At 47.0% G+C, this 22,818-nt stretch carries 15 protein-coding genes; 14 read left to right on the top strand and 1 reads right to left on the bottom strand.

Going from position 1 to position 22,818, the window contains the following annotated elements:
- The 5 genes from DWY63_RS05320 (at position 1) to DWY63_RS05300 (ending at position 6,427) form a co-directional block, all read left to right on the top strand.
- Complete coding sequence (locus tag DWY63_RS05320) at positions 1-588, top strand: V-type ATP synthase subunit E (protein ID WP_055220230.1); 588 nt, start codon at positions 1-3, stop codon at positions 586-588.
- Entirely contained in the window at positions 581-2,347 is a 1,767-nt protein-coding gene (locus DWY63_RS05315) for a V-type ATP synthase subunit A (protein ID WP_022461685.1), read from the top strand. The genes DWY63_RS05320 and DWY63_RS05315 overlap by 8 nt, the downstream gene beginning before the upstream one ends.
- Before the next feature lie 14 nt (positions 2,348-2,361).
- Entirely contained in the window at positions 2,362-3,786 is a 1,425-nt protein-coding gene (locus tag DWY63_RS05310; RefSeq protein ID WP_022461684.1) for a V-type ATP synthase subunit B, read from the top strand.
- Positions 3,787-3,806: 20 nt separating this feature from the next.
- Complete coding sequence (locus DWY63_RS05305; protein ID WP_117801544.1) at positions 3,807-4,430, top strand: V-type ATP synthase subunit D; 624 nt, start codon at positions 3,807-3,809, stop codon at positions 4,428-4,430.
- 230 nt (positions 4,431-4,660) lie between these two features.
- On the top strand, positions 4,661-6,427 hold the full coding sequence (locus DWY63_RS05300) for a sulfatase-like hydrolase/transferase (protein WP_117801543.1): 1,767 nt from the start codon (positions 4,661-4,663) through the stop codon (positions 6,425-6,427).
- Positions 6,428-6,545: 118 nt separating this feature from the next.
- Here DWY63_RS05300 and DWY63_RS05295 read toward each other — a convergent pair whose 3' ends face one another.
- A complete protein-coding gene (locus DWY63_RS05295; RefSeq protein WP_055267699.1) occupies positions 6,546-8,210 on the bottom strand; it encodes an extracellular solute-binding protein in 1,665 nt (554 codons plus the stop codon).
- A 241-nt stretch (positions 8,211-8,451) separates the two neighbouring features.
- Between DWY63_RS05295 and DWY63_RS05290 the strand changes: the two genes are divergently transcribed.
- The 9 genes from DWY63_RS05290 to DWY63_RS05250 all read left to right on the top strand — a co-directional run bounded on the left by DWY63_RS05290 (position 8,452) and on the right by DWY63_RS05250 (position 22,808).
- On the top strand, positions 8,452-10,728 hold the full coding sequence (locus tag DWY63_RS05290) for a helix-turn-helix transcriptional regulator (protein WP_158568327.1): 2,277 nt from the start codon (positions 8,452-8,454) through the stop codon (positions 10,726-10,728).
- Between the two features lie 144 nt (positions 10,729-10,872).
- Positions 10,873-11,796, top strand: a complete 924-nt coding sequence (locus DWY63_RS05285; protein ID WP_055267750.1) for an ABC transporter permease — start codon at positions 10,873-10,875, stop codon at positions 11,794-11,796.
- A gap of 11 nt (positions 11,797-11,807) precedes the next feature.
- A complete protein-coding gene (locus tag DWY63_RS05280) occupies positions 11,808-12,701 on the top strand; it encodes a carbohydrate ABC transporter permease (protein WP_117801541.1) in 894 nt (297 codons plus the stop codon).
- A gap of 11 nt (positions 12,702-12,712) precedes the next feature.
- Positions 12,713-14,221: a carboxylesterase/lipase family protein gene (locus DWY63_RS05275; protein ID WP_117801540.1), complete on the top strand. Its 1,509-nt coding sequence runs from the start codon at positions 12,713-12,715 to the stop codon at positions 14,219-14,221.
- Between the two features lie 238 nt (positions 14,222-14,459).
- The gene (locus DWY63_RS05270; protein WP_022461681.1) at positions 14,460-16,145 is read left to right on the top strand and encodes a formate--tetrahydrofolate ligase; all 1,686 of its coding nucleotides are present in this window, start codon (positions 14,460-14,462) and stop codon (positions 16,143-16,145) included.
- A 187-nt stretch (positions 16,146-16,332) separates the two neighbouring features.
- Complete coding sequence (locus tag DWY63_RS05265; protein WP_117801539.1) at positions 16,333-19,077, top strand: hypothetical protein; 2,745 nt, start codon at positions 16,333-16,335, stop codon at positions 19,075-19,077.
- Between the two features lie 165 nt (positions 19,078-19,242).
- A complete protein-coding gene (locus DWY63_RS05260; protein ID WP_147343055.1) occupies positions 19,243-20,313 on the top strand; it encodes a BMP family ABC transporter substrate-binding protein in 1,071 nt (356 codons plus the stop codon).
- A gap of 197 nt (positions 20,314-20,510) precedes the next feature.
- A complete protein-coding gene (locus tag DWY63_RS05255; protein WP_117510092.1) occupies positions 20,511-21,866 on the top strand; it encodes a C40 family peptidase in 1,356 nt (451 codons plus the stop codon).
- 240 nt (positions 21,867-22,106) lie between these two features.
- Positions 22,107-22,808, top strand: coding sequence for a hypothetical protein (locus DWY63_RS05250; protein ID WP_173816457.1), 702 nt, complete (start codon positions 22,107-22,109; stop codon positions 22,806-22,808).
- Positions 22,809-22,818 lie beyond the last annotated feature (10 nt).

Below are 22,818 nucleotides of genomic sequence, written 5' to 3'. Positions count from 1 at the left end.
TTGACTACTGAGGAAAAACTTCAGAATTTTTATAATCATTCCCTGGACAGTGCAAACCGTGAAGCAGAACGTGTGATCGGCGATCACCAGAAAGCTCTGGATAAGATCTTCGAGGAGCATAAAGCAACCGCAAGACGTCAGGCAGAAGAAGAAGTTGCTGCCGAGACCGAGAAAGCAAAACGTGATGTCAACAAGACACTGTCTGCGGATCAGCTTCATATCAGACGGAAGCTGTCCCGTAAAAATCTGGAATTAAAAGAAAAACTGTTTAAAGAAGTTCGTGAAAAACTTACCGCTTATAAAAAGGATCCATCCTATGAGGAGTATCTGGAGCGCAAAATCCGCGAAGCCGTTACGTTTGCCGGAAATGACAAACTGACCTTATATCTGGATCCGTCAGACGAAGCTCATAAGGCTTCCCTGGAGCAGAAACTCTCCGTAACCCTTACCATTTCGGCCATGCCGTTCCTTGGCGGCGTGCGCGCGGTCATTCCGGAGAAAAATATTCTGATCGATAATTCCTTCGAGACCCTTCTGAACGAAGAGCGGGAGAATTTCATCTTTCACGGAGGTGTAGAGCATGAATAAAACCGGAGTTATCTATGGAATCAACGGTCCGGTCGTATATCTGAAAGGAAACACCGGATTTAAAATGTCCGAGATGGTTTACGTTGGTAAAGAACGTCTGGTCGGCGAGGTTATTGCCCTGACAAAGGATACCACTACAGTACAGGTTTTCGAGGAAACCACAGGACTGAAACCAGGCGAAACAGTTACCGCATCCGGAGATGCCCTCTCTGTTACACTGGGACCTGGAATCCTGAACAACATTTTTGACGGTATTGAGCGTCCGCTGTCCGAGATTGCAAAGCAGTCCGGTAAATATATCAGCCGCGGTCTTACCGTAGATTCTCTGGATACAGAGAAAAAATGGGATGTCCATGTAACTGTTTCAGAAGGCGAAGAGCTGATGGGCGGCGCAATCATTGCAGAGACACAGGAGACCCGTTCCATCGTACACAAATCGATGGTTCCGCCGGATGTCAACGGCACGGTTATCTGGGCTGCCAAAGACGGAAAGTACACCATCCTTGACCCGATTGTAAAACTGAAACTGGAAGATGGCACCGAAAAAGAGATCACACTGGCACAGAAATGGCCGATCCGTGTACCGCGTCCAACCCTGAAAAGATATCCGGCATCCGTTCCGCTGATCACAGGACAGCGTATCCTGGATACGATGTTCCCGATCGCAAAAGGCGGCACAGCAGCCATCCCTGGCGGATTCGGTACCGGAAAAACCATGACCCAGCACCAGATCGCAAAATGGTCTGATGCCGATATCATCATCTATATCGGATGTGGAGAGCGTGGAAACGAGATGACACAGGTTCTGGAGGAGTTCCAGGAACTGATCGACCCGAAGAGCGGCAACCCGCTGATGGACCGTACCACCCTGATCGCCAACACATCCAACATGCCTGTTGCAGCCCGTGAGGCATCTCTGTATTCCGGACTGACACTGGCTGAGTATTACCGCGATATGGGCTACGATGTAGCAATCATGGCAGACTCCACATCCCGTTGGGCAGAGGCACTTCGTGAGCTGTCCGGCCGTCTGGAGGAAATGCCTGCCGAGGAAGGTTTCCCGGCATATCTGGCATCCCGTCTGTCCGCTTTCTATGAGCGTGCCGGCATGATGCAGACCCTTTGCGGCGCAGAGGGAAGCGTATCTATCATCGGAGCCGTATCTCCGCAGGGTGGTGACTTCTCCGAGCCTGTTACCATGAACACCAAACGTTTCGTCCGCTGCTTCTGGGGACTGGACAAATCTCTGGCTTACGCCCGTCATTTCCCGGCGATCCACTGGCTGACCAGCTACAGTGAATACCTGCAGGATCTGTCGCCGTGGTACAAAGATCACGTAAACAAAAACTTTGTAGATATGCGGAACCAGTTAATGGGAATCCTGAACTCCGAGAGCTCCCTGATGGAAATTGTAAAACTGATCGGTAGCGATGTTCTTCCGGATGACCAGAAGCTGACCCTGGAAATCGCCAGAGTTATTCGACTGGGCTTCCTGCAGCAGAACGCATTCCATCCGGATGACACCTGCGTATCTCTGGAAAAACAGTACAAGATGATGGAAGTTATTCTTTATCTGTACAAGAAATCCAAAGCGCTCGTGACGATGGGCATGCCAATGTCCGTACTGAAAGAGGACAAGATCTTCGACCGCGTCGTTTCTATTAAATACGATGTACCGAATGACCGTCTGGATCTGTTTGACACATACAAAAAAGATATCGACACCTTCTACGATAAGGTACTCGAGAAGAATGGTTAAGGAGGGAATTCATCATGGCAATTGAATATTTAGGCCTTAGTGAGGTCAATGGCCCTCTGGTTGTTCTGGAAGGTGTAAAAAATGCTTCCTACGAGGAAATCGTAGAATTTACCGTAGACGGCAATGAGAAAAAACTGGGACGTATCGTTGCCGTATACGAAGATAAAGCCGTTATTCAGGTATTTGAGGGAACTTCAAGCATGTCTCTTACCAATACCCATACCCGTCTGACCGGACATCCGATGGAGATCGGACTTTCCGAGGAAATCCTGGGACGTACCTTTGACGGTATCGGAAAACCGATCGACCGCATGGGACCGATTGACGCAGAGGTAAGAAGAAACGTCAACGGCCTGCCGCTGAACCCGGTTACCCGTAAATACCCAAGAAACTATATCCATACCGGTATCTCTGCAATCGACGGTCTGACCACCCTGATTCGTGGACAGAAGCTGCCGATTTTCTCCGGAAACGGACTTCCGCACGACCAGCTGGCAGCACAGATCGTACAGCAGGCATCCCTGGGAGATTCTGATGAAAAGTTCGCAATCGTATTTGCCGCTATGGGTGTTAAATACGACGTAGCAGAGTTCTTCCGCCGGACCTTCGAGGAAAGCGGTGTATCTGACCACGTTGTTATGTTCCTGAACCTGGCAAATGACCCGGTTGTAGAGCGTCTGATCACTCCGAAGGTAGCGCTGACAGCTGCCGAGTACCTTGCATTCGAGAAAGGCATGCATATCCTGGTTATCCTGACCGATATCACATCCTTCTGCGAGGCTATGCGTGAGGTTTCCTCCTCCCGTGGAGAGATTCCTTCCCGTAAAGGTTATCCTGGATACTTGTACAGTGAGCTGGCTACGCTGTATGAGCGCGCCGGAATCGTACAGGGCGTAGAGGGATCCGTAACACAGATTCCGATCCTGACCATGCCAAACGATGATATCACGCACCCGATCCCTGACCTGACCGGTTACATCACCGAGGGTCAGATCGTACTGGACCGCCAGCTTCACGGCCAGTCTATTTACCCGCCAATCAGCGTGCTGCCGAGTCTTTCCCGTCTGATGAAGGACGGTATCGGTGAGGGCTACACAAGAGCCGATCATCAGGACGTAGCGAACCAGCTGTTCTCCTGCTATGCAAAGGTAGGAGATGCGCGTTCCCTGGCATCCGTTATCGGTGAGGATGAGCTTTCTCCGATCGATAAACAGTACCTGGTATTCGGTAATGAATTCGAGCATGAATTCATCGGCCAGGGAATGGATGAAAACCGTTCCATGGAAGATACGCTGAACAAGGCATGGGAGCTTCTTGGACTGCTTCCGAGAGAAGAGCTCGACCGTGTCAACACCAAGGTTCTGGATCAGTATTATCATCCGACCACCATTGATGCAGTAGCAAAAGCAAAGGCAGAAGCCGATGCCATGAATGAGTAAGCGAGAGGAGTGAGATCGGAATGGACCCGAATACCTTTCCTACCAAGGGAAACCTGATTCTTGCAAAGAACTCTCTGAAACTTGCCCACATGGGTTACGAGCTGATGGACAAGAAGCGGAATATTCTGATCCGCGAGCTCATGGGCCTGATCGATGAGGCGAAGGATATTCAGCGTCAGATTGATGTGACGTTCCGCGAAGCATATGCGGCGCTGCAGATTGCTAACATGGAGATCGGTATCACCAACGTACAGACCGTGTCCTATACCGTTCCGGTGGAGGAATCCATCCGGATCAAGACAAGGAGTATCATGGGCGTGGAAATTCCGCTGGTAGAGGCTGATACGTCCGGACAGGCCCCGACGTATGCTTACTACAGCACGAAGGAGTCCCTGGATCAGGCAAGACAGGCCTTTGAAAAAGTAAAAGACCTGACCTTAAACCTTTCCATGATAGAGAACTCGGCGTACCGCCTTGCTGCGGCAATCAAGAAAACACAGAAGCGTGCCAACGCGCTGAAGAACATCACGATTCCGCATTACACCCAGCTGTCCAAGGATATCGCGGACGCACTGGAGGAGAAGGAGCGCGAGGAGTTCACACGACTGAAGGTCATCAAACAGAGAAAGAACAAGGCAAGCTGATAAGGCTTTCCCGGAATAGAGATGAAAAACCCGCTTGGGCCGCGAAGAGATTTGCGGTGCCGGGCGGGTTTTTATGTGTCATGCAAAAAATATGTTTTTGGCTGTACTTTTTGTGCAAAAATTTTATAAAAATTTTCTATCTTTTTAAAACGGTCTTTGCTATAATACGTAAGGCGATTGTAAAAAAAGTTAAGATTTTGTAAGCTGTAATGCTTTTTGGAGGCAGGAAGATGAAACACAAGAAACAGAAAAAAACGAAAAAAGCAGGGCGCATTCTGCTGGCTGTGTTTGCAGTGTTGATCGGAACGCTTGGCGTGCTGCTGTTTACGTCCGAGCGCTGGATGCGGAAAACATGGCCGAATCTGAGCATGGAAGAGCTTGTTTACCAGTTAAAGGCCCCGATTGCCGGAACCAGCCATGATCTTCTGATGAGTTATGTCTGCTCAAGTGCGCTGATCGCAGCGGCAGCACTCATCCTTCTGATTCTGGTCAGCATTTTTCTTCGGGAAAAACGCAAAGCCCATGTGGCGTTCGGGATGATCTGTATCGCGGCAGGAGCCGCCAGCATCGTCTATTCCATCAATGACGTGTGGGCAGCACTGGACGTAAAAGATTATCTGAAAAATCAGAGCACGTACAATACCGTGGTAGAAGACAACTACGTAGATCCGGACCGCGTGAATATCACGTTCCCGGAACAGAAACGAAATCTGATCTATCTCTATCTGGAATCCATGGAGAGCACCTACGCAGACAAAGCCTCCGGCGGAGCATTCGATAAAAACTATATCCCGGAGCTGACCCAGCTTGCCGCAGACAACATCAGCTTTTCCAACACGGAGCTGCTTGGCGGCGGCCAGCCTACCGTAAACGCAACCTGGACCATTGCCGGAATTTTCGCACAGACCTCCGGTCTGCCTCTCAGCATCGGAATCCAGCGAAATGAGATGGCATATCAGGCCAGCTTCTTCCCGGAAATCAATACCCTGGGTGATGTCCTGGCGGATGAAGGCTACAAGCAGTATTTCTTCATCGGTTCAATCGGACAGTTCGGCGGCCGGGAAGAGTACTTTAAAGAGCACGGTGACTACGAAGTAGACGATTACAGCTGGGCTATGGAAAAAGGCCTGATCCCGGAAGGATATTACGAATGGTGGGGCTATGAGGATGAAAAACTCTTTTCCTTTGCCAAAGACCGCCTGACCGAAATCGCAGCAGAGGGAGAGCCGTTCAACTTCACCATGCTGACCGCAGACACCCATTTTGAGGATGGCTATCCGTGTGAGCTCTGCGATGAAGAAAACGACGGTGACAACCAGTACGGAATGGTTCTGCACTGCTCCAGCAAGCAGGTCACCGAGTTCGTTTCCTGGATTCAGCAGCAGGATTTCTACGAGAACACAACGATCGTAATTTCTGGCGACCATCTGACGATGGATTCCGATTTCTGTGAGAACATTGATCCGGACTACACCAGAACCGTATACAACGTGATCATCAACTCTCCGATCCAGCCGCAGCAGGAGAAAAACAGAAGTTTCACCACCATGGACATGTTCCCGACCACGCTTGCCAGCCTCGGCGCCACCATCGAGGGCGACCGCCTCGGCCTTGGAACCAACCTGTTCTCCGGCGAGCAGACACTTGCTGAGAAGCTGACCTTTGACCAGTTCAATGATGACCTCTCCCAGAAATCCAAATTCTTCGAGAAAATGGAAGAGCAGGTAACCTCCATCTGGACCAAAACCGATGAGGGCTGGAAGTTCTACATCGAAGACGAAGACCGCTGGGCCAAAGGCGAATGGGTATCCCTGAACCCGCACCGCTATGCGAATGACACCGAGCAGAGATACTACATCGATGCAAACGGCTATGCTGTCAAGGGATGGAAGCTGATCGACGGAAAGTGGTACTACTTCTCCGTCAAGGGAAGCTACCGCCTCCTTGAAGGACCTTGCGACGAACCGTTTGATGTGGATGAGTCGCAGTATTCTTAAAAAATAGAACATATAAAAACACCGGCTTCCCGGAGACAGATAAAAATCTGTTTCCGGAGAAGGCCGGTGTTTTTTGTTAATTCAGAGAGAGACTACAAAAGAGTGATGTATGATTCGATTATCTTGCCTGGAAACGGTCATAAACGGTTTGCACAATTTCTACTGCACGATCAACATTCATCTGCTTCAGCTGAGCGATAAAATCATCATATTCATCCATAGAAATAACACCTGTGATAAACTGAGATGTTTTTTCGTTTACAATTGTCGTAACATCAGTCATGATTTTGCTGTATTCTTTGTTTTCGTCTGAAGAAATACCCATAGCACTGACATCAGGCAGACAGTTTTCGGTGCCAGCTTCTGCCCAGATATCATAGGAAACAAGATCTTTTTCCGGAACGGCGGCAAGCTCACGTTTCCAGTCCTGCAGGCAGACACGGGAAGGTGGCATAGTGAAATAAGCCATTGCCTGTGCAAAAGTATAATCTTCGTTGGCAGTTACTTTGGAGGTGAAAACTGGAGTTCCGTCTTCCTGATATTCAAAAGTATCGCCCTCGGTACCATAGTTGGCTAAAAGAGCACCTTCCTCGCTGAAGAGATAATCCAGCCATTTTACACAGAGCTCGGCATTTGGAGAATCTGCGGAAACTGTGATGCACGGACCGAGCAGATAATACATATTTAATTTTACAGTATCTTCAGCATTTACTTTCGGGGCAGGAACAGGAACGTACTCGGCATTTGGATCTGAGTTTGCACCTTCGTATGCTGCGATTAATGTGTAAATAGAGCAAAATGCACCGGTTTTTCCTGTGGTAACCATTGCATTGTCCGGAAGGACTGCGTTTGTAGACATAAAGTCAGGATCAATTAATCCCTCACTGTACCAGCGATGCATCATTTCAACATAATCTTTCCAGCCGCTTTCAATCGGTCCGTATTTAACAACGCCGTTTTCCTGATAGAAAGTATTGGAAACTCCATAACCGGCATTTAAGGCATTGGCAAATACATCATATCCAGTATAAGAAAGCGTCAGCGGAGCAGTTGCACCTTCCTGGTCTTTAAAAGCAGTAAGCATGGTTTCCCAGTCATCGTAGGTGACCGGAGTATCCATACCGAGGTCATCGAGCCAGTCTTTGCGGACATACATGCCGGCATATGGTCCCTGCTGTTCTGACATGATCTGATAGATACCGACCATACGTCCGTCATTGGTATAAGCACTGCGCTTCAGATTTTCATCTTCTTCTCCGGCCTTTTCGAGAGCAGCCATATAATGAGGAGCATACTTCTGGATGAGATCTGTCAGGTCCATATAATAGCCATCGTCTACAGCGGCATCAAGACCGTCAGGATAAACATAGGAAGGGCCACTGTTTTTGATCATATCCGGCAGTTCGCCGCCTGCGATCATAAGATTGTAAGCAGATGCTTCGTCTCCAATGGCGGGATGCTGAAATTCAATATGTACATTCGTTTTTTCTTCCAGCTTTTGAAAAAATTCTGTATCACCGAGAGAATCTACAATACTTGCAGCATTGGCATCCATAGGAGTCCAGAGAGTTAATGTTGTTTTCTCATCCACTAATGGAAGAGAAACTTCAGTATCTGCAGCAGAAGTGTCAGAACTTACAGAAGAAGCTGCAGAAGAAGTATTAGAAGAAGCAGAGGTGGAACTGCCGGAAGAAGTGCTGCCGTTAGCACCGCATCCTGCCAGAAGAACAACGCTCTGTAATAAGGCGCCCATGCGTATAGCCTGTCGTATTCTTTTTTTCATACTTGAAATCTCCTTTTCTTTTGATTTTCGTTCTAATGTTCGTGCACGTTACCTGTATTATAAGAGAAAGGTGGGAAAAAAGAAAAGAACCAGTTTTTGCGTCAGGTGCAGTTTGCCGTCAGAATCAGAATTGCCAGAATGTGTTTTGATTGCCGTTTTGCGTGATCCTTGGGCAATTTTGAGACTTTTCCGGGGGTGCGTGCTATAATTTAAGGAAGAAAATGCATGGGGGATGCAAAAGATGAAAGAGAAAAAAATATTTTTATCCGTGATGAAAACGTATCTGGTGTTGGTGATGATCCTGTTGATTGTACTGATTGGCTGTTCTTTTTATTCCTATCAGAGTTTTAAGAGCAATACGAAAAATGCGCAGGTTGCATTATTAAATCAGGTACAGCATGAGATGGACATTCGGCTGGAAAATATTTCAAAGATCAGCCAGCTTCTGGCGGATCATCCGATTGTTCAGGAAATAGCGGAACTGGAAGATGAGCAGCCGGAGTATCAGCTGAAGTATACAGAATTGAATCAGGTTCTGCGCAATGAAAATACGATGCAGCAAAGTGAAGCAGAAACGGTATTGTATTTTAAAAACAGCAACGCTGTGTTTACTGGAAACTATCGGTACCAGGACGAAAATTTGGATGCATTTTTGAAAAAGAAAGGAATTTCTGAAGAAGAATTTCAGAATCTGGTTTCCCTGGAAAGAAATAAGGGAGCATATCAGATTTTAAAATCGGGCACAAAAAGTGCGGTACTGATCCATTTAAACCCAATTTTGGATAAAAGCTATCATCGGGCTGGTGTAGTTATTACGTTTGTTTCTGTCAGAGAGTTTGAAAAAATATTAAACCTGAGTGACTATATTGAGCAGAGTATTTGCTGCATGGCAAACGGAGATCGCTCCCTGATGATTGGTACCGTTCCGGAGGGACAGGATGTGCTGCAGCAGAACAGTTATGAAGAGATTGTGTGCAATTCCGAACCTGTGATGCAGGAAATACAGGGAAAACGATATATTACAATGGGAATATCTTCCCAAAGCGGAGTATGGAACTATTATTTTTCTATTCCAATGTCGATTTTTTATCAGCAGAACAGAACATATTTTATCATTATTGCGGGTGCTGTTCTGATGAGCCTGTTGGCAGGCGTTTTTCTGGCATGGCATTACAGTAAAGCATTTTCAGAACCAATCCAGGAGATTCTGGATACGTTTCGGATGGATGGAGCAGACAGTTATCCTGAAATGATGAAATCCTTGGAAAAAACAATGCTTGTCTATGTGTATAGGCTGCATGACATACAGAAACAGTTAAGAGGAAGTATGCAGCAGCAAAAAGATGAGTTTCTGTTTTCCATGTGCAGAGGTAATATCAATGAGAAAAAAGTACAGGAAAAACTGAGTAAATATGAGATTTCATTAAAAAATGCTCCGTTCGAATTTATGATGTTCCAATACAGGGAGATCGAAGAATCTACATTTTGTGTGAATGGTACGGTAGATTATGATCTGCTGTTGTTTGTAAGTCAAAATGTTATTGAGGAGTTGCTTTGTAAGAACGGAGGGGCTGCATTTCGTCATGACAGAATGATCTTGTGTATCTGTCAGCCGGTGGAAGAGGCTGATGTACTCAATCAGCTGCTGAACCAGATCGTTGATTTCCACAAGGATGTTATTCATGCAGAACTGTGTGTGTTCCGCGGAGGCCAGGGCAGTGAGCTAAGCGATATTCCAGAGCTGTTTTTAAATGCGGAGGAAATGGCAAACTATAAGACTTTCTGGGAAAAGGATATTCCGAATATTTTAGACTATCGTGACAGCAAATCCAGGAAAGCGCTGGAAGAAGATTCTATTTCGCTGGATATTCAGAAACGCTTTTTAAATCTGCTGTCCATCAAAGACTACACGAATGCGTATGAACTGCTGACAGAACAGTTAAATATGGTGGAACAGGGAGAAATCAAAAACTTTCAGTTGGAGCGATACAAAATTTATGGTTTGGTAAGCAATCTGTTGGAAGGAATTCCACATGTGGATCAGCTCGAGAAAAACAGCACGGAAGAAGCAAGACAGATCGGTGAGATTCTGGAATCACTTTCTAATGTAAGATCACTGCAGGAGATCAGGGAAAAAATTGATCTTCTGTTTGAAAAAATTATTTCCTATCAGAAGGGAACGGAGAAAGAAGGCTTTCCATGGGTATGGGAAGTGCAGAGTTACATTGAGAAAAACTATGCAGACCCGCAGATGGATGTGCAGTATCTGGCGGAAAAGTTCCATCTGTCAACATCACATCTGAGCAGAAACTATAAAAAAGTAACGTCAATTGGTGTGAGAGACAACATTCATATCGTGCGGATTGCGAAGGCAAAAGAACTTTTGATGCAGGGAATGAGCGTGCAGGAAATTGCGGAAAAGGTAGGATATGTGGAATCCAGAGCATTGATTCGTACGTTTAAACGGTATGAAGGAGTGACTCCGGGCCAATATCGGGAAACTATGGTGCAGAAATAGCAGAAAATGAGTACCACCACAAGAAAAGGCCATAAAAAAGCAGCAGAAAAAGGAGGGAAGCCACAAAAAGTGGTTCTTTCGAACCGGCAGGGAAGACGATACAATCAGATTAATGATAAGTCCGGCGGGAAGAAAGGAGCACATATGAAAACAAAAAAATTTACAAGGAAGGAAATCGTAAAAGACTGGAAGAAAAACAAACTGCTGTATCTTATGGCGGTTCCGTTGATTGCATTTTTTATCGTATTTGCATATCTTCCAATGGGAGGCATCCTGATGGCATTTGAAAATTACAAGCCAAAACTTGGAATTCTCAGAAGCCAATGGGTAGGTCTGGAAAATTTTAAAGACTTTTTTCAATCGGTATTTGCGTGGCGTGTCATTCGGAATACGGTTGTGCTGAGTATGTTGCAGCTGATCATTGAGTTTCCGCTCACGATCATTTTTGCGCTGCTTCTGAATGAACTGAAGGATTCCATTTTCAAAAAAGGTGTACAGATGATTACCTATATGCCGTATTTTATTTCCATGGTCGTTCTGGCAGGTATCATTGTAGACTTTACCAAAAGTACAGGTGTCCTGTCGCAGATCGTTACCTTTTTTAGTGGAAAACAGGTAAATCTGTTATCCGATCCGGCGTGCTGGCGTCCTTTGTACATTGTTTCGGATTTATGGCAGGGACTTGGCTTTGGAAGTATTATTTATGTAGCAGCACTTTCCGGCGTGGATCAGGAACTGTATGAGGCAGCAAAAATTGACGGAGCAAACCGCTGGAAACAGACACTGCATGTAACACTGCCTGGAATTTCCTCCACCATTATTATTATGTTGATTCTGCGAATCGGTTCCATCATGTCGGTTGGATATGAGAAGACCATTCTTTTATATAACCCTCAGGTTTATGAAACCGCAGATATTATTTCCAGTTTTGTTTACCGAAAAGGTCTGGAAGAGTTTAACTATGGATACAGTACGGCTGTCAGTCTGTTCAACTCTGTGATTAACTTCATTATGCTTGTAAGTGCAAATGTTATCAGCCGGAAGTACTCGGAAACAAGTCTGTTTTAGGAGGAAAAAACATGAAAAAAACAAAAACGTCTCTGGCGCGAAAAATATTTATTGTATTTGACTATCTGGTTCTAATTTTTCTTGCAGTTGTATGTTTGCTGCCGATTCTTCATGTGGCGTTTGCATCGGTTTCTGATCCCAACTGGGTCATGAACCAGAGCGGATTGATTTTAAAATCACATGGTTTTACGCTGGAGGGATATAAGCTGGTATTTCAGACAAGACAGTTGATGGGAAGCTATGGAAATACTCTTTTTTATGTGTTTGCATCGACAGCACTTGGAATGCTGATTACTGTATTGGGAGCGTATCCGCTTTCGAAAAGCGATCTGCTCTGGTCGAATGCACTGATGCTGATTATTTCCTTTACCATGATGTTCAGCGGAGGAATTATCACGTTCTATATGGTAGTAAGAAGCCTTGGAATGTACAATACCCGCCTTGCGGTTATTCTTCCGACGTGTGTCAGCGCATTTAACCTTATTCTGGTCAGAACGGCAATGGCAACGCTTCCGAAAGAACTGGAAGAATCTGCGCGTCTGGATGGGGCAGGACCAATTGCTGTACTTTTTAAGATTGTTCTTCCATTGATAAAAGCAACGCTTGCAACAGTAACGCTGTACTATGTAGTTGCAAACTGGAATTCCTGGTTCAATGCATCCATTTTCCTGACAGACCGGGACAAATATCCACTGCAGCTGATTCTGCGGGAAGTACTGATCCGAAACGATACAAGTTCGGCAACATCCGCATCTTCAGGAGAACTTGCAGGACTTGCGGATTCTTATAAGCAAATTATAAAATACTGCACCATTATGGTGGCATCTGTTCCAATTTTATGTTTTTATCCGTTTGTTATGAAGTATTTTAAAAAGGGTGTTATGGTAGGATCAATCAAAGGCTAAGGAGGAAGATCATGGAATTTTACGAAAAAGTCAATCGAATTGCGAAAACAGAAAAAGGAGAAATTGAGGGGATTCCGGGAAATATTCCACAGTATACGGTATTTAAAGGGATTCCTTATGCAAAAGCCCCAGTTGGAGAGCTCCGCTGGAGAGAGCCGCAGGAAACAGAAAAGTGGGAAGGCGTTTATCATGCAGATCATTTCGGACCGATTGCGCCGCAGATGCGCCACCCGAAAGGCAGTTTGTATGGTGATGAATTTTTCCAGTCCGCAGAAGATATGAGTGAAGACTGTCTGTACCTGAACATCTGGACGCCGGAAGTGAAGGAGGAGAAAAAACTGCCGGTTCTGTTCTGGGTACATGGCGGCGGACTCACAGGTGGATATGGATTTGAACCGGAGTTTGACGGAGAAGCTTTTTGCAAAGAAGGCGTGATTCTGGTAACGTTTAATTATCGTCTGGGCGTTCTTGGATTCCTCTGCCACGAGGATCTGGCAAAAGAAAGTGAGCATGGTGTTTCTGGAAACTATGGTCATCTTGACCAGATTGCCGCACTCAAATGGGTAAGAAAAAACATTGGTGCGTTTGGCGGAGATCCGGATAATATTACAATTTTTGGACAGTCTGCGGGTGCATTCAGTGTGCAGACAATGCTTGTGTCACCGCTTACCAGAGGAGATATTGCCGGAAGTATTATTATGAGCTGTGCGGATATCAACTGGCCGGATCCAGGCATGGGGCAGAAACCGATGGAAACAGCAGAAAAACAGGGCGCTGAATTTATGAAAGATGCAGGATGCCATTCCATAGACGAACTGCGCGGCAAGAGTGCAGATGAGCTAATGGCAGTTATGATGAAGGGATTTATGAAATATCCGATGGGAACGGTGATCGATCATTATCTGCTGGATGAGGCAGTATCCGACAGTTATTATCAGGGAAATTACCCGGATCTGCCGATGATGATTGGAAACACCGCCGGGGAATGGACTCTGGTATTCGGCGTACCGGAAGACCCGGAAGTCTGGAAAGAACAGCAGCGTCAGATGATGGGACCTGCAGCGGAAAAATACCTGGAACTGCTGCAGGTAGAGAAAAAAGAAGACATTATGCGCGCGATTCAGGAAAGCCATTCCTGGATGGTAAAAAACAGAGTATTGTGTGAGCTGAATATCAGACATGATCATAAACCGTGCTATCTGTATCTGTTTGACCACGATCTTCCAGGGAACGAGGCAGGATCCTTCCATTCCTCCGAGCTGTGGTATGTATTTGGAACTGTTGCACGCTGCTGGCGTCCAATGACGGGAATGGATTATGATATTTCCAGAGTTATGACAAAAAGCTGGGCGAATTTTGCAAAACAGAAAAATCCAAATGGAGAGGGTGTACCGGAATGGAAGCCATATCAGCCGGAGAATCCTCAGAACATGGTATTTTCGGAAAAGACAGAATGCAAAGAAATCAAAGAACTGGAAGTACAGCGGTATTTAAAAGAAATTATGCTGGAACATGCATAAAAGGCTGAAAGAAAAGGAACCTGGGCAGAAAAAGCAGGTTCCTTTTCTACATAAAAAGACAAATTCCAGGGAAAAATTCTCCGCTCCGCCTTTTGGCGGAATTTTCTGCATTTTTTGGTACAAAACGTATAAAGATTGTGAAATAAATAATTATCAATTGAATCATCTTACAAAACATGGTAAAATATGGCTATCAATCGGCGGACAAAGCGGAAAAAAGAAAGGGGATTTGAAAACAATGGGTTACAAATCAGACATTGAAATTGCACAGGAATGTACCATGCAGCCGATCACAGCGATCGCAGAAAAAGCAGGTATTGATGACAAATATCTGGAGCAGTACGGAAAGTACAAAGCAAAAATTGATTACAACCTGTTAAAAGACACCAATGCGGAGGATGGAAAACTGATCCTCGTTACAGCCATCAACCCGACACCGGCAGGAGAAGGAAAAACAACAACTTCTGTAGGTCTGGTAGACGGACTTTCCAGAATCGGTAAAAAAGCAATGGTTGCACTTCGCGAGCCATCTCTTGGACCGGTCTTCGGTGTAAAAGGCGGAGCAGCAGGCGGCGGATACGCACAGGTTGTTCCAATGGAAGATATCAACCTTCACTTCACCGGTGACTTCCATGCAATCGGTGCAGCAAACAACCTGCTGGCAGCTATGATCGACAACCACATTTTCCAGGGAAACGCTCTGAATATCGATCCGAGAAAGATCACCTGGAAACGATGCGTAGATATGAATGACCGTCAGCTTCGAAGCGTTGTAGACGGCCTTGGCGGAAGAACAAACGGAATGCCGAGAGAAGACGGCTATGACATCACCGTAGCATCTGAGGTTATGGCAGTTCTGTGTCTGGCAAGCGACATCACAGATCTGAAAGAAAGACTTTCCAAGATCATCATCGGATATACCTACGGAAAAGTATCCGAGCAGAAACCGGTAACCGCAGGTGACCTGCACGCAGAAGGCGCTATGGCAGCACTCTTAAAAGATGCCCTGAAACCAAACCTGGTACAGACTCTGGAAGGAACTCCGGCTATCGTTCACGGCGGACCATTCGCAAACATCGCACACGGCTGCAACTCTGTAACAGCAACCAAAATGTGCCTGAAATTAGCAGATTACACTATCACAGAGGCAGGCTTCGGTGCTGACCTTGGTGCTGAGAAATTCCTCGACATCAAATGCCGTATGGCAGGCCTGAAACCGAATGCAGTTGTAGTCGTAGCAACTGTTCGTGCCCTGAAATACAACGGCGGCGTTCCGAAAGCAGAACTGAACGGCGAGAACCTGGAAGCTCTGGAGAAAGGTATGCCGAACCTTCTGAAACACGTAAGCAACATCACAAACGTATACAAACTGCCATGTGTCGTTGCCATCAACGCATTCCCGACCGATACCGAAGCAGAGCTGAAGCTGGTTGAGGAGAAATGCAAAGAGCTCGGTGTCAACGTTGTTCTGTCCGAGGTATGGGCAAAAGGCGGCGAGGGCGGCGTAGCCCTGGCAGAAGAAGTTGTCCGTCTTTGCGAGCAGCCGAACGATTTCACCTATGCATACGATCTGGAAGGCTCCATCGAAGAGAAACTGAACGCCATCGTTCAGAAGATCTACGGCGGAAGCAGAGTTGTCCTGACCGCAAATGCACAGAAACAGGCAAAACAGTTAGAGGCTCTCGGATTTGGCAACTGCCCGATCTGTATGGCAAAAACCCAGTACAGCTTGACCGATGATCAGACCAAACTCGGCGCACCGACCGGATTCGAAGTTACCGTACGTAACCTGAAAATCTCCGCAGGTGCAGGCTTCATCGTAGCCCTGACCGGTGACATCATGACCATGCCAGGTCTGCCGAAAGTTCCGGCAGCAGAGCGTATCGATGTAGACGCTACTGGAAAGATTACAGGATTGTTCTAATAACACAGGATATTGTCTTGAAAAGACAGAATAAAGCGTGAAATAAAACACAGAAAAAAAGAGACATTCCTTCGTGAATGTCTCTTTTTTTACGTTTTTATTGCAAAATATTACAAAAGATAATATAATTTCTAATGATAACATGGAGAGAAAAGCAGATATAATATAGTAAGGGAGTTACTTGCCAATGACATCGAAGAAAAAATTGAGAAGTCTTCTGGGCGGTACACTTTTTATGGTGCTGATGCTCAGCGTACATCCGACGACTGTTTCCGCGAGTGCTGTGGGGAGCAGCACGGTGATGGACCAGTCTGTGGAGACAGAGGATCAGCAGAGCGGGATACAGAGTGAAACGCAGACACAGGCTTCACAGGACAGCGGTGCTGCTGTGCGGGCCAGTCAGAATGGCTGGGTTAAGGCAGGCGACGGCGGCTGGTATTTTTATGAGAACGGACAGCTGAAAACAGGATGGCTTTACCGGAATGGAAACTGGTACTGGCTGGATCCGGACCGGAACGGCCGCATGGCAGAAAACAGCTGGTTCACATACGATAATAATTTTTATTATGCCAAGGGAGACGGAGCAATCTATAAAAATGGTTTTCAGGAAGTAGATGGAAACCTTTATTATTTCCAGAGCTGGGGCGGCATTCAGAGAAATGTGTATCTCAGCATCAGTGGAAAAATGTACTATGTACAGGAAAATGGTATCGTTGCCCGTGGAATAGTCAGAACAATGAATGGACATGGTGATCTCTGCGCATTTGATGATACTACGGGAGCGCAGATCACACAAAAAGGCTGGCTGAAAAAAGGCACATCATATTATTGGGTAAGAGAAGACGGCGTCCTGCAGACCGGCTGGCTGCTGTACGATGATAACTGGTACTGGTTTGATGATAATGGTGTCATGATGGCATCCGGCTGGAAAGAAATCAACAACAATCTGTATTACTTCCAGAGCTGGGGCGGCATTTATAAAAACGGTTTCCAGAGCATCGGAGGAAACGAGTATTATTTCCGGAGCTGGGGTGGTGTATATCGAAACACCTTCTTTACCGTAAAAGGAAAAACCTACATAGCGCAGAATGACGGATCGATCTATCATGCCAGCCAGACCGGCTGGGTTCAGCTGGGAGATCAGACTTACTGGATCAATCAGGATGGTTCTGTTCAGACCGGCTGGCTGAAGCTGGAAGGCAAATGGTACTGGCTGAAAGCGGACGGCACACGTGCTGCATCTGAATGGATCACGTATGACAACAACCGATACTATTTCGACGGTGACGGTGTGATGTACACCGGAATGAAAGAGGTTGACGGAACAAGATATTATTTCCACAGCTGGGGCGGCGTTTACCATAACGAATCTTTTACTTGGCAGGGAAAGAAATACTGGGCAAAGGATGACGGAACCTTCTATACAGGTGTCTGCGATATCAATGGAAAGAAATACTATTTTCTGGAAGACGGCGAGCAGATTACAAAAGAGGGCTGGTATCTGACCAACGGAACGTATTACTGGATCAACAAGGATACGTCGCTTCAGACCGGCTGGGTGAAATATGACAACAACTGGTACTGGATGAAAGAAGACGGTACGATGGCATCGTCTGAATGGATCACCTACGACAAAAACCGCTACTATTTCCGAAGCTGGGGCGGCATGTACACCGGAATTCATACCATCGGCGGAACAAAATACGCATTCCAGAGCTGGGGCGGTCTGTACCATGATCAGACATTTACCATCGGCGGTAAAACATACTATGCCAATTCAGATGGAACATTTGCCACCGGCTGGGTGCAGAACGGCGGAAAAACGTATTATTTCGATGAGGACGGCACAAGCCATACGGGCTGGCTGCTTCTGGACGGAACGCATTACTGGATCAACGCCAATGGAACCAGAAGAGATGACGAGCTGTTTCAGTACGACGGAAACTATTATTATGTAGACAAAAACGGCGTTATGGCGACAAGCGGCTGGGTATACTGGGATTATAACTATTATTATCCGAGAAGCTGGGGCGGCATGTACAAGAATGCGTTTATTACCTATGATAATAACCTCTATTACCTTGGATCTGACTCGAAAATGGCAATCGGCTGGCAGTCGATTGGCGGAAATACATACTATTTCCGAAACTGGGGCGGCATGATAACCGGAAAACAGGTGATCGACGGAAAAACGTATGTGTTCGATGAGGACGGCAAGCTGGTACAGAGTCCGGACGGATTTGAACCGTCCGCGCAGATCGGTGTCCGCACCGTACGGAACTTTCTGAAAAATGCACTGCTTCCGCTTGGAAACACCCTGTATATCTGGGGAGGCGGCCACACAGACGCAGAGGCAGAGAGTTACGGCGTCAATGCGCAGTGGAAACAATTCTTCAATACACAGAATTCCACCTACAACTATTCCGATCATCTGTATGAGTACGGAAAAGGTCTTGACTGTTCCGGCTATGTCGGATGGACCGCACATCAGGTGACGAAAGAGTATGCAACGACAACCTCCACTGGAATGCCGGCCTACTTTGCAAGAAAAGGCTGGGGAACCTGCGTGACAGGCGATACGTCCCAGAAATTTACGCCGGGTGATGTGGTCAGCAAGAGCGGTCATGTCTGGATTGTCATTGGCCAGTGCTCGGACGGCAGCGTGGTTGTCATTCATGCGACACCGCCGTATATTCAGCTTGGCGGAACCGTTTCTTCAACAGGAAGCATTAACAGTGAAGCTATTGAGCTGGCAAATGAATACATGAAAATGTATTATCCGGTTGCGTATGAGCGGTATGGTGTAAAAGTTCTTGACCGGTCCTATCTGACCGGTGTGAATCATTTCACCTGGGGCAGCAGTATCTTAAGTGACAGTGAAGGCTACCGCAGGAAGAAACCGGCAGAAATCCTGAACGATCTGTTCCAGTAAAATATCTTCTATAAAAAATAAGAGAGAATACAAAAAAACTTTGTAGTTCGTGTATTCTCTCTTTCTTTTTGCGCTGGAATTGTCTATACTAGAAGGTGCGTGAAAGACGCAGATCAGAAATACAAAAGAAAAAATCTGGAAAATAAAAATACAAGGGGAGTAAACATGCGAAAGAGCTGGAAATGGGCGCTCTGTCTTGGCGCAGTGTCGTTGCTGCTGCTGGGCGGCTGCGGAAAAGAAAAGACGGAACCAGTGGATCTGGTGCTGGTAACCGACGGCAGTGAGGTAGCTTCCGATGCCGTGTATCAGTCAGCATGGAACGGTCTTGCGCAGTATGGAGACGAGAGCGGTCTGAAATATGAAGCAAGTGTTCCGGCAGGACGGACAACAGAGGACTATGAAAACACCATCAAAGAGGCGGCGCAGAAGGGAGCATCCGTTATCGTCTGTGCCGGAACGAGCATGAGCCGCGCCGTTTACGATGCACAGCGCGACTGGAAGGATGTCCGTTTTCTGCTGCTGGAGGCAGAACCGGTCAGTGAGAGCGGCCGCAGCCGTCTCCGCGGAAATACAGAAAGCCTGGAAATTGATGTATCAGAGGCCGGCTACCTGGCAGGATATGCGGCAGTACAGGCCGGCTACACGCACCTGGGCTATATCGGACAGAAAAACGAAGAGAACGGAACAAAGTACGGGACAGGTTATGCACTCGGTGCAGAGGCGGCCGCTGCGGATCTGGGACTTGGAGAAAACAGCATCACGCTGGATTATACGTATCGGAAAAGCAGCAGCGTATCACCGTCGTATTTGGAAAAAATCAAAAGCTGGTATGGTGAGGGCGGACAGATTCTCTTCTCGGACGGTGCATCGTATCAGAATGTACTTGGCGCAGCAGCATCTGCGGCAGGCGGAGCACTGATCGCAAACGGCGGCGTGGAGGAGTACGCCAATGCCGTGTTGAAAGTACGTCTGGATTATGGAACTGCAGTTTACAATGCGTTAAAAGAAATGAAACAAAAGGATTTTGAAGGCGGGAAAATTGTAACGCGCGGCGTGACCGATCAGGAAATCAGTCTGGAATGGAATCAGGATGCGGTGCCGTACTTTACAGAGGATCAGTACCGGGCACTCTGTGCGAAATTCTCCGCAGAGGACTTTTCAATCCCTGACGGCGATGCGCTTTCCTCGCCGGATCAATACAAATTGAGTTGTGTGAGTGTACAGAAGGTAAAATAACATGTATCGTTACTGTTCACGAATTGTTTACAAAAAGTCGGGATATTTTTCCTTGCATCCATTTGTGAATTGTGATATTATGTAAAAGAATTGGGAAAAATATTTCAAAATTGTTACAGAATAATTGAATTTCTAAGAAACAGGGAAACCTGAAACAAAGAAACCTACATACAACGAATCAATTTGGGAGTGAAAGAATGAGAAAAAAATTTCTTGCCTTAAGTTTAGCAGTGATCGTAAGTGCAGCTCAGGTAATGACAGTAAGCGCCTCGAAACAGGAGCAGTTACAGCAGCAGCAGGCAGCACAGGCAGAGACCAGCGCACAGCTTGACAACGCAAAAGCAGAAATCGACGATCTGGAAACCAAAAAGAATCAGATTACCGGCGAGATTGATGACCTGGACGCACAGCTTGTCGTAACCATGGCATCCGTGGAAAATCTGAAAAATGAAATTGCAGAGAAACAGACAGAAATTGAAACAACACAGGAAAAACTGGCACAGTCCCAGGCTGAAGAGGACGAGCAGTACGAGCTGATGAAAAAACGAATCCAGTTCCTCTATGAGAGCGGCGGAGACAACGGCTGGGCAGCACTTCTTCTGGAGGGAAAAGATTTAAGCAGCATTCTCAACCAGGCTGAGTACACCCAGAAATTATACAAATACGACAGAGAGTGCCTGCAGGAGTACATGGATCTTGTACAGCAGGTAACAGACTACAGCAATCAGCTTGCAGATGAAAAAGCAGATCTCGAAGCTAGTGAGGCAGAGCAGGAAGCACAGCAGCAGTCCCTTGAGGCAATGCTTGAGCAGAAAAAAGCCGTTTCCGATGACTACGAAAACCAGATCGCAGACCTGAACGACATGGCTGCACAGTACAACGCAGTACTGGCAGAGCAGAACGCAAAGATCCAGCAGATCCAGGAGGAGATTGCAGCCGAAGAGGCAGCAAGAAAAGCCGAAGAGGCCCGTCAGGCAGCAGAAGCAGCCGAGGCAGCCCGCCAGGCAGAAGCAGCAAGACAGGCAGCAGCAGAAGCAGCCGCAAGCAGTGCTGCAAATAATACAACAACGGCAGACAACACACCGTCCAGCACAGGAAGCTCCACCACGACAACAACACCGTCTAACGGAGGAAGCTCTTACGATGATTCTTCGTCCAGCGATACCAGCAGCTCGGATGATTCCAGCAGCTCCAGCAGCACCGGAAGTGCAACAGGAAGCGCCATCGTATCCTATGCAACCCAGTTTATTGGAAATCCATACGTATGGGGCGGCACAAGCCTTACCAACGGAGCTGACTGCTCTGGTTTTATCATGAGCGTTTACGCACACTTCGGATACGACCTTCCGCATTCCTCCAGTGCACTGCGTGGTGTAGGACGCGGTGTATCTTATGCAGAGGCTCAGCCGGGCGATATTATCTGCTACAGCGGCCACGTAGCCATCTACATCGGCGGCGGTGCAATCGTACACGCAAGCAATGAGCGCGACGGTATCAAGATCAGCAGCAACGCAGCGTATACCACGATTCTTGCGGTAAGACGTGTGGTTTAAAAAAGAATTACATAGTAAGAATTTTCAGATCCCGGGAGAGAAAAATCCCGGGATCTTTTGCGTTTTGCTTAAAATTGAGTGCATTCGCGTTAAAACTGTGATATACTAAAGCACATCGGAGATACAAGGGCGTATTGACCAACAGAAGGTCAGTATGCCCTTTTGCTTGTTAGGAAGAAGGGAGAATCGTTATGAAACTGGAAAATTATTTTCGTCGTTTCGGTATTCGGAACGGATCTGGTGCGGAAAGTAGCGTCAGTGCTGTCCATCTGCATTATTGCCGGTCTGCTGATCGTCTACGTCCCGAACATCATCGCCGGAGCCGGAAAGATCGGCGATACTGTAAACGCCATGAAAACCGCAGACCTCCCATTCGGCAAAGCCCTGTACGCCGCATTCCTCTACGGAACCTTCCAGCTTGCCAATGTCGCAGTCTTCGTCCAGCATGCCAAATCCTTCGAAAAACCGCAGGATGCCGGAAAGAGCATGGCAGTCGGTGCCGTATTAAATGCCCTTCTGATGATCATGGTCGTCCTCGGAATCATGACCGTATACCAGAACCCGGAAATGATCCAGCAGAGCGTCCCGACATTATTTATGGTTCAGCAGGGCGTCGGCAGTAAATTCATGACACCGCTGATTTCCGTACTGATCATCCTCGGTGCCGTATCCACAGCCGTCAACATGGTTGCCGCCATGGTCAAACGAATCCACGCCGGTCTCGCTGAACGAAGCAGCAGAACAGAAACCGCAGGCAAAATCAGCCGCACCCAGATCCTTGCCGCGCTTGTCTGCTGCATCGCGGACTTCCTTATCGCACAGTTTGGTCTGCTGACGCTGATCCAGAAGGTGTACAGCATCCTGGCATACCTGGCAATCCCGGTCATCTTGGTGCCGTACGTGGTGCACATGGCGGTGATGCGGTTTGATACGAAAAAATAGAAAAGAACAA

Source organism: Blautia sp. AF26-2 (assembly GCF_003460955.1).
Classification (GTDB): Bacteria; Bacillota; Clostridia; order Lachnospirales; family Lachnospiraceae; genus Fusicatenibacter; species Fusicatenibacter saccharivorans.
The sequence above is the reverse complement of the archived record's forward strand: the minus strand, read 5'-3'. Positions and strand labels throughout refer to the sequence as shown.